Origin of the sequence: Solwaraspora sp. WMMD1047 (genome assembly GCF_029626155.1) — a bacterium.
Lineage (GTDB): Bacteria > Actinomycetota > Actinomycetes > Mycobacteriales > Micromonosporaceae > WMMD1047.
The window spans coordinates 7,734,178-7,747,818 of the sequence record NZ_JARUBL010000001.1 but is presented as its reverse complement, the minus strand read 5'-3'; the positions used below and the strand labels follow the sequence as shown (position 1 = coordinate 7,747,818).

General features: G+C 73.2%; 13 protein-coding genes. 8 read left to right on the top strand and 5 right to left on the bottom strand.

Features of this window, described 5'->3' with window-relative positions; all coding sequences use genetic code 11:
- Positions 1-20 precede the first annotated feature (20 nt).
- Positions 21-839, bottom strand: a complete 819-nt coding sequence (locus O7627_RS35300) for a hypothetical protein (protein WP_278097770.1) — start codon at positions 837-839, stop codon at positions 21-23.
- A 156-nt stretch (positions 840-995) separates the two neighbouring features.
- Between O7627_RS35300 and O7627_RS35295 the strand changes: the two genes are divergently transcribed.
- Together O7627_RS35295 and O7627_RS35290 are read left to right on the top strand one after the other, a co-directional pair.
- Complete coding sequence (locus tag O7627_RS35295; RefSeq protein WP_278097769.1) at positions 996-1,526, top strand: peptidylprolyl isomerase; 531 nt, start codon at positions 996-998, stop codon at positions 1,524-1,526.
- Between the two features lie 63 nt (positions 1,527-1,589).
- Entirely contained in the window at positions 1,590-2,528 is a 939-nt protein-coding gene (locus O7627_RS35290; protein WP_278097768.1) for a rhomboid family intramembrane serine protease, read from the top strand.
- Here the strand turns inward: O7627_RS35290 and O7627_RS35285 are convergent.
- The gene (locus tag O7627_RS35285; RefSeq protein ID WP_278097767.1) at positions 2,514-2,951 is read right to left on the bottom strand and encodes a PH domain-containing protein; all 438 of its coding nucleotides are present in this window, start codon (positions 2,949-2,951) and stop codon (positions 2,514-2,516) included. The genes O7627_RS35290 and O7627_RS35285 overlap by 15 nt on opposite strands.
- 98 nt (positions 2,952-3,049) lie before the next feature.
- On the opposite strand from O7627_RS35285, the gene O7627_RS35280 reads away from it, so the two are divergent.
- From O7627_RS35280 to O7627_RS35260, 5 genes are all read left to right on the top strand, one after another.
- Entirely contained in the window at positions 3,050-4,234 is a 1,185-nt protein-coding gene (locus O7627_RS35280) for an acetyl-CoA C-acyltransferase (protein WP_278097766.1), read from the top strand.
- 74 nt (positions 4,235-4,308) lie between these two features.
- Complete coding sequence (locus O7627_RS35275; protein ID WP_278097765.1) at positions 4,309-4,803, top strand: hypothetical protein; 495 nt, start codon at positions 4,309-4,311, stop codon at positions 4,801-4,803.
- Between the two features lie 71 nt (positions 4,804-4,874).
- Positions 4,875-5,576, top strand: coding sequence for a response regulator transcription factor (locus tag O7627_RS35270; protein WP_278097764.1), 702 nt, complete (start codon positions 4,875-4,877; stop codon positions 5,574-5,576).
- Positions 5,566-7,002 (top strand): HAMP domain-containing sensor histidine kinase, encoded by a 1,437-nt coding sequence (locus tag O7627_RS35265; protein ID WP_278097763.1) that lies wholly within the window; start codon positions 5,566-5,568, stop codon positions 7,000-7,002. Before O7627_RS35270 ends, O7627_RS35265 begins: the two co-directional genes overlap by 11 nt.
- Positions 7,003-7,173: 171 nt before the next feature.
- Positions 7,174-7,794 carry a hypothetical protein gene (locus O7627_RS35260; RefSeq protein ID WP_278097762.1) on the top strand — a complete coding sequence of 207 codons (621 nt, stop codon included), beginning with the start codon at positions 7,174-7,176 and terminating at the stop codon, positions 7,792-7,794.
- A gap of 86 nt (positions 7,795-7,880) precedes the next feature.
- Here the strand turns inward: O7627_RS35260 and O7627_RS35255 are convergent, their stop codons facing one another.
- Positions 7,881-9,494, bottom strand: a complete 1,614-nt coding sequence (locus O7627_RS35255) for a ricin-type beta-trefoil lectin domain protein (protein WP_278097761.1) — start codon at positions 9,492-9,494, stop codon at positions 7,881-7,883.
- A 141-nt stretch (positions 9,495-9,635) separates the two neighbouring features.
- Entirely contained in the window at positions 9,636-11,804 is a 2,169-nt protein-coding gene (locus O7627_RS35250) for a hypothetical protein (RefSeq protein ID WP_278097760.1), read from the bottom strand.
- Between the two features lie 149 nt (positions 11,805-11,953).
- Here O7627_RS35250 and O7627_RS35245 point away from each other — a divergent pair, with 149 nt between their 5' ends.
- Positions 11,954-12,661 carry a glycosyltransferase family 2 protein gene (locus tag O7627_RS35245; protein ID WP_278097759.1) on the top strand — a complete coding sequence of 236 codons (708 nt, stop codon included), beginning with the start codon at positions 11,954-11,956 and terminating at the stop codon, positions 12,659-12,661.
- Positions 12,662-12,711: 50 nt separating this feature from the next.
- Here O7627_RS35245 and O7627_RS35240 read toward each other — a convergent pair whose 3' ends face one another.
- Complete coding sequence (locus O7627_RS35240) at positions 12,712-13,641, bottom strand: transketolase (RefSeq protein ID WP_278097758.1); 930 nt, start codon at positions 13,639-13,641, stop codon at positions 12,712-12,714.

Here is a 13,641-nt window from a genome sequence, read left to right as displayed (position 1 = left end):
CGACTGGGCTGCCCGGCTGGTCAGGCCCGCCCGTTGGGCGTGCTCGACGACTTGCCCGCCGAGGTCGCCGCCGGCGTGGCCGACGCCGACTTCGTACCGGCCGGCGACTTCACCTCGGCCGGCGACTTCGCGGCGGCGGTCGGCTTGGTCCCGGCGGCCGTGGAGGTCGCGGCGGTCCCGGTGGTCGCGGAGGCCGCCGGGGTGGCGGCTGAGCTGGCCTTCGGCGCGGTCGTGGTGGCCGTTGCCGGGATCACCTCGGTCCGCTCCCCGCTCGCCGGCTTGCGGCCGGGGTCCGCCGAGGTGTGGGCCAGCACCGGTACCGCCTCGCTCGGCAGGGTGTCGAGGGCGGGTGCGGGATCGTAGGAGTCCCACTCGGCCTGCCGACGGCGGCGCATGACCACCGCCCCGGCGACACCGATCGCGGCGCCGGCCGCCACCAGTCCGGCGATCGCCGGCCAGCGCCGGGCGGGCCGGCCACGCCGAGTTGCCTTGTTCTTCGCGGCCCGGGTCGCCTTGGCGGCGGCCTTGGTCCGCGCCTTGGTGGCCTTGCCGGCCCGGCTCTTACCGGCGGCGGAACCGGCCTGCCGGGCACCGTCCGCCGCGGCCACCGCCAGCGGCGCGACCGCGCTCATGGTCGCTCCCCAGCCGTCGACCGCCGAGCTGCGGACCCTGGTCGCCGTCGGCGCCACGTACCGCCGCGCGGCATCCACCCGCGGCCCGACCGTCGCGCCGACCCCGCCCGCCGCGTGGGTGGCGGCCAGCCGCAGATGGCCGATCCCCTCGCCCAGCTCGGCCTTTGCGAGCTGCCTGTGAGATCTGCGTCGCCCGATTCCAAACACCTTCCCACCTCCTTGGAGTTGGTCCCTGTCATCCTCCACCTTCGGATGCCTCCGCGCCGCGTGAACGGGCACATGGGAGGATCCGTATGGAACCTGACCATGGAAATGCCGGCCAGTGCTTCCGGCCGGCGGATCACTACCACCGAGGGAGTACCCGTGGCTGAGGCTGTCTACGCCACCCTGCATACCAACAACGGCCCGATCCGGTTGGAGCTCTTTCCGAACCACGCTCCGAAGACCGTCCGCAACTTCGTCGAGTTGGCGGAGGGCACCAAGGAGTACATCGACCCGCGGACCGGCCAGCCGGGCAGCGGCCCGTACTACGACGGGACCATCTCGCACCGGGTGATCAGCGGGTTCATGATCCAGATGGGCGACCCGACCGGCACCGGGCGCGGCGGGCCGGGCTTCCAGTTCGCCGACGAGTTCCACCCGGAGCTGCGCTTCGACCGTCCGTACCTGCTCGCGATGGCGAACGCCGGACCGGGTACGAACGGCTCGCAGTTCTTCATCACGGTCGGCCCCACGCCGCACCTGAACAACCGGCACACCATCTTCGGCCAGGTCGCCGACGAGCAGTCGGCGAAGGTCGTGGACACGATCGCGACCAGCCCCACCAACCCGGCCGACCGTCCGCTGCAGGACGTGATCATCGAGCGGGTGGAGATCGAGCGTCGCAACGACTGATCGCCGGGTCGGGGTAGCCTTGGCGCCCATGGGTGAGCAGTGTGGGCGAACCGGGGGGATGACGTGAGCGAGTCGCCGCCGACCGCTGGTCCGGTCTGCTATCGGCACCCCTCCCGCGAAACCTGGGTCCGGTGCTCGCGCTGTGAGCGTTCCATCTGCCCGGACTGCATGCGCGACGCGGCCGTGGGTCACCAGTGCCCCGACTGCGTCGCCGAGGGCCGACGTACCCAGCGGCCGGCGCGCACCGCCTTCGGGGGCGGTGTCGCCGGCCGTGAGGGGTACGTCACAAAGGCGCTCATCGGCCTGAACGTGCTGGCGGCGCTGATCGGCGTGCTGCTCTCCGGCGGTGGGGCGTCGCTGGCGGCCGGGCTCTTCTCCGACGCCGGCCAGCTACACGCGCTCGGCGGGGTGGTCGGCCCGTCGGTGACCGTGCTGCGCGACGGCGCGGTGGCGCTGGGGGCCTACCCGGGCCAGGGCGACGTCTACCCGGGCGTCGACGACGGGGGCGTCTACCGGTTGATCACCGCCATGTTCATCCACTACGGCATCCTGCACCTGCTGTTGAACATGTGGGCACTCTGGGTGCTCGGCCGCAATCTCGAAGCGGTGCTCGGCCCGGCCCGGTTCCTCGCGCTCTACCTGCTGGCCGGCATCGGCGGCAACGTCGCGGCGTACCTGATCAGCCCGGACGCGCTCGCGGCCGGCGCGTCGACCGCGGTCTTCGGGCTCTTCGCCGCGTTCTTCATCGTGTTGCGCAAGTTGAAGCGGGACACCTCGGCGGTGATCGGGGTGCTGGCGATCAACCTGGTGCTCACCTTCACCATCGCCGGGATCTCGATCGCCGGTCACCTCGGCGGGCTGGTCGCCGGGGCCGCCGCGGCGGCGATCCTGGCGTACGCGCCGCGGGAGAACCGGACCCTGGTGCAGGCGGTGGGGTGCGCCGCGATCCTGCTGGTGCTTGTCGCGTTGACCGCACTGGGGATCGCCTCAGCCGGCGGTTGACCCGTCGGCCCGCAGCGCCCGCAACTCGGCCGCCACCTCGTCCGGGGACGCCCCGAGATCGGACCCGGTCAGCACGTGCACCGTGTCGCCGGTGTCGATCTCCAGTTGGTGACCCCGGACACTGCCCCGGCCGTGGGCGACGATCCGGTCGACCGCCGACCACGGCAGCCGGTGCCGGCCGGCGAGCCCGCTGACCACCGTGAGTCCGACCGGGTCGGCGGTAAGCCGGACCGGCAGCAGCAGGTCGCGCAGCCCCCAGCCGACCAGGGCGGCCGAGGTGACCCCGGCCAGCACCAGCCGGACCGGATCGCCGTCCGCGAGCAGAAGCCCGACGAGGGCGAACAGCACCGCGGCGGTGAACTTGACCACGGGTACCTTGGCGGGCACCCGCCACTGCCGATGGCTGAGCGGATCGTTCTGCACCGCTCCAGACTGCCAGGCCGACCCGGCAGGACGTACGATCGGAGGATCAAGTTACCGATGGGTACCAAGACTCGGGCGAGATCAGCGGGGGTGCGGTCATGAGGGACGCGGTAATCGTCGGCGCGGTGCGCACCCCGGTGGGGCGACGCCGGGGCGGACTCGCCGGCGTGCATCCGGTCGATCTCTCCGCGCACGTGCTGCGGGCGCTGGCGGAGCGGACCGGGTTCGAGCCCGCCGATGTGGACGATGTGATCTGGGGCTGCGTGTCGCAGGTCGGCGAGCAGGCGTGGAACGTCGCCCGCAACGCCGTGCTGGCGGCCGGTTGGCCGGAGACGGTGCCCGGTACGACGCTCGACCGCCAGTGCGGTTCCAGCCAGCAGGCGGTGCACTTCGCCGCGGCGGCGGTGCTCGCCGGCCAGGCCGAGCTGGTGGTCGCCGGTGGGGTGGAGTCGATGACCCGGGTGCCGATGGGCGCCAGCTCGCCGTCCGCCGACGGCGCGGCCGGACTGCCGTACGGCGGGCTGGTGCGGGACCGCTACCGGGGGGTCGACGGCTTCGCGGCCGATGAGCCGGTCCCGTTCAACCAGGGCGTGGGTGCCGAGCTGATCGCCGCCCGCTGGGGGTTCACCCGGACCGCACTCGACGAGTACGCGCTGGCCAGCCACCGCCGGGCCGCCGCCGCCCAGGACGCCGGAGCCTTCGACGCCGAGATCGCGCCGGTCGCGCTCGCCGACGGCAAGCTCGACGCGGACCAGGGCATCCGACGGGACACCAGCCTGGCCAAGCTGGCCGAGCTGGCCACGCCGTTCCGGCCCGACGGTGTGGTCACCGCCGGGTCGGCCTCGCAGATCTCAGATGGGGCGGCCGCCCTGGCCGTGACCACCTCGGAGTGGGCGCGGCGGCACGGTCTGCGGCCGTTGGCCCGGATCCACACCGCCGTGGTCGCGGCGGATGATCCGGTCCTGATGCTCACCGCGCCGATCCCGGCCACCGCGAAGGCGCTGCGTCGGGCCGGGCTGGGCATCGAGGAGATCGGGGTGTACGAGGTGAACGAGGCGTTCGCGCCGGTTCCGCTCGCCTGGCTGGCCGAGACCGAGGCCGACCCGGAGCGGCTCAACCCGCGTGGCGGCGCGATCGCGCTGGGCCACCCGCTGGGCGGCTCGGGCGCCCGGATCATGACCACGATGCTGCACCACATGCGGGACAACGACATCCGGTACGGCCTGCAGACGATGTGCGAGGGCGGCGGGATGGCGAACGCGACGGTAGTAGAACTTCTATAGGTGGAACTTCTGTAATTTCACTTTCATCCATGCCTACCCCGCGTCATGGTTCGATGACACATCGTTGAATCGGCATGGACGTCTTCTCCGATTCGCTCCTGACCAACGCCACCGGACCCGAGGCTGCTGGACTCGCCGGACGCGGCGTCACCGCGCTCAGCGCGCACCGGCACCTCTCCATCCTCCGGCGGTGCATGCAGGCCGGCGACACCCCGGTACTGGTCCGGCGGTGTACCCGGCCGGACCGTCCCGGTCGGGGCGAATACCTGCTGCTGCTCACCTACCGGCGACTGGTGGTCACCCAGCGCAGCCGGGTGCTGCACCGGCTGCGGCTACACCTCAACACCGACCTGCGGCACCTCAGCAACGTCACCTGGAGCCCCGACCTCCGACTGCCGGCGGTCGAGCTGGCGGTCACCGCGATGGACGGGGTCCGGGAACGGTTCCTGATCCGGGCCGCCACCCCCAAGCAGGCATGGCAGGTCGACGCGCTGCTCAGCCACGTCTTCCGGCCGGCCGCCACCCGCCGAGCCGGGCGACCCGAGCGCCGGGTACCGGTGCCCGGCTGACCAAAGCGCCCTTACCGACTCCGAACAATTCCGCCGGGGCGCGGACGCCGCCGGTCGGCCATCATGGTCGAGTGAGCGACGACGGCGCCCCGGCACAGCGCGGGCTCGTCCTGGTGGTGGAGGACGAACGACCGATCGCCGAGCTGGTCCGGCTCTACCTGACCCGGGACGGCTTCGGCGTACACGTGGAGCACGACGGAGCGGCCGGGCTGGCCGCCGCCCGGCGGCTGCGGCCGGTGGCCTGCGTCCTCGACATCGCGCTGCCCGGCCTCACCGGCACCGAGCTGTGCCGGCGGCTCCGCTCGACCGGCGACTGGACACCGGTGATCTTCCTGACCGCCCGGGACGACGAGGTGGACCGGATCGTCGGCCTCGAACTGGGCGCCGACGACTACCTGACCAAGCCGTTCAGCCCCCGGGAGCTGGTGGCCCGGCTACGGGCCGTGCTGCGCCGCTGCGCCGGCGGGCCGGAGCTCACCGAGCAGCCGCGGGCGGTCGGCCCGGTCGCGCTCGACCCGGCCCGCCGCACCGTCGCGGTGGGCGGCGAGCCGGTCCAGCTCACCTCGACGGAGTTCGACCTGCTGGCCCACCTGATGGCCCGGCCGGGCCGGGTCTTCACCCGGGAGGAGCTGCTGGCCAGTGTCTGGGGGTACGCCGCGCACAGCGGCACCCGCACCGTCGACGTGCACGTCGCGCAGGTCCGGGCCAAGCTCGGCGTCGGGGCTGAGGTGATCCGCACCCACCGCGGGGTCGGGTACGCCTGTGCGGCCTGACCGGATCGGCCGCACCCTCACCGCCCGGGCGGTGCTCGTCGGTTGCGCGGTCGCGCTGGTCTCGGTGCTGGTCACCGCGTCGGTGGCGGTGCCGCTGGCGGCCCGCGCCGCGGAGCGGCAGGCCCGGGAGGCGCTGGCCGCGCAGGCCCGGCTGGCGGCGGAGGCGCTCCGGCCGAGGTTCGCCCGGGACCGTGGCCCCGATCCGACCGTCGGTCAGGACCGCATCATCCGGCAGCTCGCCGACCAGTCCATCGACGCGTACCTGATCCGGGATGGCGTCGCCGACCGGTCCGGGCTGCCGCCCGGGGTGGTCGACCGGATCGCCGGCGGCCGGAACTTCTCCGGCCGGCGGCTGGTCCGCGGCGAGGTGTCGCTGGTCGAGGGGCGCTGGCTGCCCGGCGGCAACGGCGTAGTGCTGACCCGACCGCTGGCCACCGGGCTCTGGCGGCTGGTCGGACCGAGCCTCTGGGTGCCGCTGCTGGCCGGTCTGGTCGCCGGCGTGGTGGCCGGCACCCTGCTGGCCCGCCGGCTCGCCCGGCCGATCCGCACCGCCGCCACCGTGGCAGCCCGGCTCTCCGCCGGCGAGCGGGACGTCCGGGTGCCGGTGGAACCGCCGGACGAGATCGCCGACCTGGCGCACGCCATCAACGATCTGGCCAGCGCGCTGGCCACCAGTGAGCGACGGCAGCGGGAGTTCCTGCTCTCCGTCTCGCACGAACTGCGCACCCCGCTGACCACGATCCGGGGGTACGCCGAGGCGCTCGCCGACGGGGTGGTCGCCGACGCCGGCGGCCAGCGGGCCGGGCAGACCGTGCTCGCCGCCGCTGTGCACCTCGACCGGCTGGTCAGCGACCTGCTCGCACTGGCCCGGCTGGATGCGGTCGACTTCGCGCTGGAGCCCACCCGGCTCGACCTGGCCCGGTTGGTGACCGACGCCGTCGAGGCGTGGAGCGGGCGGTACGCCGCGCACGGGGTGGGGTTGCGCGCCGAACTACCGCCGGCCGGAACGGCCGGGACCCCGACGGACCGGGTGTCCGCGTACGCGGATGCCGGCCGGATCCGGCAGGTGGTCGACGGGCTGCTGGAGAACGCGCTGCGGGTGGTGCCGCCGGGGGCGCCGGTCGTCGTCGCTGCCCGGCCGGCGACCCCGGCCGGGGGAATCGTCGAGGTCCGCGACGGCGGGCCGGGTCTGACCGACGACGACCTCGCGGTCGCGTTCGAGCGCGGTGCGCTCCGCGACCGCTACGCGGGGGTACGCCGGGTCGGCAGCGGCCTCGGGCTCGCGCTGGCGGCCGGGCTGGTCCGCCGGCTGGGCGGCCGGATCGAGGCCGGCCATGCCACCGAGGGCGGCGCCCGCTTCACGGTCTGGCTCCCGCCGGCCCCCGGCACCACCGGCAACGACACCGCGGGATCAGCGGGACACTGAGCCGGCGCGGGACTCGCGCGTGACGCCACGACGAGCAGCATCAGCTCCCGACCCGGCAGCGCCGCGATCGGTGGTGGCAGCCGGGATTTCTTACCAGCCTCGTACCCGGGTCTGACGGGTGCCTCGTATCGGCGGCGCAGGCTGGTCTCCCGAGACAGGGGAGGGAGACCGATGAGACACTGGCGAGTCACCGGGGCGGCCGCGCTGCTGCTCACCGTGGGAATGCTGGCCACCGCCGGCTGCGGGGTCACGTCCGACGGCCGGCCCGGCGCGGCCCACGAGGCCGCCGAGGAGATCGCCGCCGAGGAGATCGCCGTCGAGGCGGCCGCGGCCCTCGGGACCGAGGGACAGGCGTTGGCCGCGCTGGGATTCGAGCTGGTCGGCGTCGGCGTACCCGATTCGGCGCTGGCGGTGGCGACGGCCGCGCCGGGGCCGACGGCGGGTGCCGCCCCCGGAGAGCGGGCCGAGGACCGGCGGGAGCGGCGCCGGGCCCGGGTGCTGCTGCGGAGGAACATGCTGCACGGCGAGGTGGTGGTGCGGGCCGGCGGCGGCACCCGGACGGTGACCGTGCAGCGTGGCGAGGTGACCGCGGTGGACGCCGAGTCGCTCACCGTCCGCTCCACCGACGGCTTCACCATGCGCTGGACGTTCGGCCCCGACCTGCGGGTCGTGCACCGGGGCACGGCGATCCAGGCCGAACAGGTGGCGGTGGGCACCCGGGTCGGGCTGGCCGGCGCCGGTGCGGGCGACGGCGCGGTGGCCCGGCTGGTGGTGGTGGACGACCGGGACTGACCGGCCGATCAGGTGGCCGCCTTACTGGCCGCGGAGGGTTCCTGCCGGCGGTGCGTCGGCAGGACCCCTCCGCGGCGGCTCGGGGGTCAGTAGACCCGGGACCCGATGAAGTCGTCGGATCCGTACCCGACCGGGTTGGCGTACGACCGCGACTCGAACGACCACCGCTGCCGGGCACTGCTGCCGCAGTTGGCCAGCCGCAGCCGCGCCGAACCCAGGATCGGGTTGTCGAACGCCAGGCAGAGGTTGGCGTTGCCGGCCGGCTTGATCTGGTCGCCCGCGAAGACGAACCGCTGGTTGGCGCCGCCGTGGCAGTCGTAGATGTTGACGGCGGCGTTGGCCCGCAGGGTGCCCCCGGAGACGTCCAGGCACCTGTCGTGCGACAGCTCGGAGTGCACCGACTGTCGGTCGGCGTCGTACCAGAAGCCCTGGTTACGGCCGCCGTGACAGGTGTACGGCTGCTGCGGGGTGCCGTTGCGGGAGTCGTATCCCTTGCCGTCCAGGCAGTTGCCGGTGCCGGCGTTGCGCAGCTGCCGGAACTCCAGCAGACCCGGGTGGAGCACCCCGTTGCCGGTGCCCGCCTCGTCGACGCAGGTGGCCCGCTCCTGACCGGACGCGTAGAACTGGGTGATGCACTGGGCGAACAGCCCGTGACCCCGGCTGTTGGGGTGGAACGACTGCCGGGCGGCGTTCTCGTTCCAGATCCCGACCTCGATGTAGAGGCCCCGGACGGCCGGGCTCTCGGTGCAGACCTCCCGGCCGTGGAAGAGCCGGCTGGCGTCCAGGTAGCGGGTGCCGGTGTTGGCCGCCGCCGCGCGCAACGCCGACTCGAACAACGGGACGGCCTTGTTCCGGGCGAACGCGACGTCGTGCAGGTAGAGCAGGCAGCCGCCCGAGTACCAGCCGGGGAAGTTCGGATTGTCCTCGACGTCCGGGCTGCCCGGACTCGGGTACGACATCAGCACCAGTTCGTAGTCCGACCGGAGGTAGCCGGCCCCGGTCATGGTCTGCCGGATCGAGTTGAGGGCCTCCTCGGCGCCGCGCCGGCTGCCGTCCGTGCGGATCGTCCACTGGTCGGTGTAGGTCGGGTAGCAGGGGCCCTGGAAGAAGACCCGGCGGATCGCGCAGTCGGTGGCGACCGGTCCGAACTGGATGGTGCCGTCGCCGTTCGCGCCGACCACCACCCAGATCAGCTTGATCCGGGTGTTGCGGGCCTTGATGGCGAGGTGGTCGCCCTGGTTCAGCTCGTTCCACTGGGTCGGTCCGCCGGCGACCAGGTTCCACGGGGTCGCCCCGGAGCAGGCGATGTTGTACTGCACGTCGGAGGCGATGCCGGTGCGGAAGACGGCCTGGTCGTAGGAGCGGTCGCACCAGTTGCCGTTCTGGTGGGTGCCGGGGACGTAGTTGCCGACGCCCTCGCCGGAGATCTCGCTGTCGCCCATCGTGATCAGGGCGGTCCGGCGCTGGTCGAGCGGTCGGATGGTGGGGCTGCCGTACAGGGCGGTGGCCTCGGCGGCCCGGATCGCCTCCAGGTTGGCGGGCAGCGGTTGGACGGGTGGTCGGTCGGCGGCGGCGGCGGGGGTGGCCGGCGCGGCGAGGATCGGTAGGACGAGACCCGCGACGAGCGCGGTGACGACGCTGGTACGCCGTCGCCGTACCCGGAGCGTGTCGGGTCCTCCCGGGGGACGGGAGTCCTTCATCGACACGGTCCTTTCACTTCGATCGTGGGAGTTCGATCGAGTGTTCAGACGGTAGCCCAGCGCATCAGCAATGTGAATACCTTTCAGTAACTTGTTTCGGGCTGATGTCCTGGCAGGCCAGTCGCGGTCTGCTCGGGACGGTCAGCCGGGTGGCAGGGCATAGCCGACGTAGCCCCGGAACCGCACCTGCCAGCCGTCGGGCACCAGCCGGGTGCAGGCGGCCCGGGTGCCGGTGCAGACGATCGCGTCCACGGTGTCCGGCCGGGCCGGCGGGCGGTCGGGCAGCACCGACTGCAGCGCCACCAGCTCCAGCTCGTTGCCGTCGCGCAGCAGCAGCCACCACGGGTACTCCCAGTTGTCGTTCTGCTGCACCAGCCCCACCCGGCGGGCATCGCTGGCCCGCACCGCGTCGGCGGCCCACCGGAACTCCTCCGCCCACTGTGGACGACGCAGGAACCGGGTCTCCCAGTCCGAGCTGGTCAGCAGCGACCCGGAGCCGACCAGGCGGCGCGGGAATCCGTACGAGATGGCGAGTACGCCGGCCAGCGCGCAGGTGGCCAGCACCGCGACCGCGACGAGCGCCGCGACCGACTGCTGCTGGGGCTGCCGGCCGGCCCGGTTGCCGGTCTGGCCGTCGATCTGGCGCTCAGTCTGGCCGTCGGCTGAGCGGTCGGGTTGGCGGTCGGGTTGGCTGTCGGGCCGGCGGAACAGGGCGGCCAGCCAGAGGGCGGCCAGCGGTGCGGCCAGGACCAGGGCGTAGACCAGCAGTCGGTTCCCCCAGGGCTGCCATTTGATCATGGTGACGTGCAGCAGGACGGCCGCCGTGACCGTGGCGGCGTACCCGCGCAGGACGGTCGGGTGGCGGGGGGCGAGCCGGGCCGGTCGGGCCAGCGCGAAACCGGCACCGAGCAGCATCAACGCGCCGACGAGCGGGAACGCCACCCGATCCTCGTCCGGGTACCAGGAGCGGACCGGCCAGGTCGTCTGCCCGAAGGTGGTGGCGCGATCCTGCGGGTCCACCCCGAGCACCCCGGCCGTGCCGCGGATCGCCGACGCGGTCGCGTCGCGCAGCACGCCGACCGGCGTGTCCAGCGCGGTGTGCCCGATCCGCAGCCCGTTGATCAGCACCGAGCCGGGGTCGTGCCGCTGCATCGGGATGGACTCGCGCAGCCGGGGCGGTCCGAGCGGGTGGCCGAACTCGGCCGCCACCCGGACCAGGAACGGGCCGGTGAACGCGGCGGCCACCACCAGGACGGCCACCCCCGACCCGACGACCCGAGCCAACCCGCGCACCCGCCCGGCGGTGCCGGTCCGGGCCGGCTGCCCGGCGGTGCCGGTCCAGGCCGGCTGGCCGGCGGTGCCGGTCCAGGCCAGGCGGAGCTGGGCGACTCCCCAGAACACCAGCAGTGGACCGACCCCCAGCAGTCCGCTCGTCTTGGTGATCGCGGTCAGCCCGGTGGCCGCACCGAGGGCGAGCACCGACCCGGCGGTGGCCGGTCGGGTCAGGCCGTCCAGTACCAGGGTGGCGGCGGCGGCCACCCAGGCGGCGACCACCAGGTCGGTCTGGGTACTGGTGGCCTGGAGGGCGATCATCGGGGTGGTGGCGAGCAGGAAGGCGGCGAGCAGTTGGGCCCGCCGGGAGCCACCGAGCTGGGCGACGATCCGGGTCGCCGCCACCAGGCAGCCGACCCCGGCGGCCCACTGGACCAGGTTGTGCAGGGCGTCACCCGAGGTGAACAGGCGCAGGTGCAGCAGCAGGTACTCCGCGCCGGGCGGGATGGTCACCTGCCGGTGGATGGCGGTCGGCCAGAAATCCAGGCTGCCCTGGGCCACCCAGTGCTCCACCTTCGGCAGGTGGTAGGTCTGTGAGTCGAAGTTGTTCGGCTCGGCCAGCAGCGCGATGCCGAACTCGACGAGCACCAGGCCGCCGACCGTACCGGCGAGCAGCCGGTCGGCCACGGCCGCCTGCCGCCAGAACTCCCGTGCGGCCCGCGGTAACCGCCGAGCGCTGCCGACCCAGCTCCGGACCGGCCCCACCGCCGGTCCAGGCGCCGGCCCCGACCCCAGGTCCGTCCGCCGTCGCCGCCAGGCGAGTACGCCGCAGGCGGTCAGAAAGGCCAGCCAGCCCAGCGCGAACGCGGCCACGTTGAGACCACCGACGGCGCCCAGACCCTCGACCATGAGCACGGCGAAGCCGCCGGTGGCGAGCGCGGCCCGCACGGCGGCCAGCCGGCGCGGTGCGGCCACCGGGGTGCCCGGCCGAAGGGCGTGACTGAGCAGTAGGAACGCCAGGACAGGCGCGACTGCCAATGGATAACCCGCTGCCGGCATGGCCGGAAGTAAACACCACCCGAGCAGGGCGGACCAGCTAGCCGCCCCCGCTGGGCGACGGCGGGCGTTCGGATGGCGCCAACCAGGCTAGGCTAGGGCGGATTCGTCCTCAGCACTGTGGAGATCCCGTGAAGCTTTCGATTCTCATGCCGGTCTACAACGAGGAAGAGCGCATCGCGGACGCCCTCAAGCAGGCGCTCGCGGTCGACTACCCGTGCGAGATCGAGCTGGTCGTCGTGGATGACGGCAGCCGGGACGGAACGGGCGAGATCCTCGGTCGTGCCGACGACGCCCGACTGCGGGTGATCACCCATCCCCGCAACTCGGGTAAGGGCGCGGCGATCAGGACGGCGGTCGAGAACGCCGAGGGCGAGTACATGGTGATTCTCGACGCGGATCTGGAGTACGACCCGCAGGACATCACAAAGCTTCTCGAACCGGTCCTCGACGGACGTGCCACCGTTGTCTACGGTAATCGGACATTCGGCAGCCACAGCGCCTACAGCTTCTGGTACGTGATGGGCAACAAGGCGGTCACCACGGCGGCCAACGTGCTCTTCAACTCGTACATCGGCGACCTGGAGACCTGCTTCAAGCTGATGCCGGTCTCGCTCTACCGGTCGTTGGAGGTCAAGTCCAAGGGCTTCGGGATGGAGGCCGAGGTCACCGGCAAGCTGCTGCGCCGCCGGATCCGCCCGTACGAGGTGCCGATCAGCTACCGCGCCCGGGGCCGGGAAGAGGGCAAGAAGATCACCTGGAAGGACGGCGTCGAGGCGCTCTGGATCCTCGGCCGGGAGCGTGGCCGCCGCCGCGGCAAAGCCCCCCGCAAGCCCTGACCTCACCGCCCACGGCGTTGCCCAAGATCGAAAGGACATCGGGTACGCGATCAGGGGTGAGGGCGTGCCGGATGTCCTTCCGATCCTGTGACGGCCGCGCACTGGATGATGAAGGCGCGGATCGATTCGGCCAGTCCTTCGGCGTGGAGGCCGTGCCATCGGGTGTGGTCGGCCGGACTGCCGTACCGGCGCAGGTCGGTGCGCCCCACGCCCAGCGTCAGTAGCCGGTGCGGGAGATCGGCCAGCGCCGCCGAGACCTGCCCCGCCGAGGTGCCGGCCAGGTACGGCTCCACCAGAACCACGTCCCGACCGGCGTGCGCCCGCAGGCCGGCGCCGTCGAACGGGCGCGGCGTGTGGGTGTACGCCACCGTGACGTCCAGCTCCGCCACCGCCGACAGGGTGGCGTCGAGCGTCGGCCCGACCGCCACCACCAGCGGCGCCTGCGGACCACCCCGGCGGACGATCCGGAGCCGGTCGGTGCCCGGCCGGGCCTCGCTGTTCGCCAACTCGGACAGCCGCAGGTAGACCCCCCGGTCGTGTCGGGCGGCGGCGCGCAGCAGCGCCGGCACCTCGGCCGGGTGCCCGGGTACGTGCACGGTCCAGTCGCCGAGCGTGTCGAAGAGCGCCACGTCCCCCGGGGACTGGTGGGTCCGGCCTTCGCTCGACCCGTCGTAGGAGGCGCCGACGCTGACCAGGATCGCCCCGACGCCCTGGTGGTTGAGGTCCAGCTTGATCTGCTCGTACGCCCGGTCGACCAGGAACGGCGCGTAGGAGTGGGCGATCGGCCGCAGCCCGGTCAGGGCCAGCCCGCCGGCCACGCCGATCATGAGCTGTTCGCGGATGCCCACGTTGAGTACCCGATCGGGGTGCCGGCGGGCGGCCGGCGCGAAGCTGGCGGCCGAGATGTCGGCCAACACCAACGCCGTACGCGGATCGTCGGCCAGGATCTCGGTGGCGGTGTCGATGAAGGCGGCACGCAT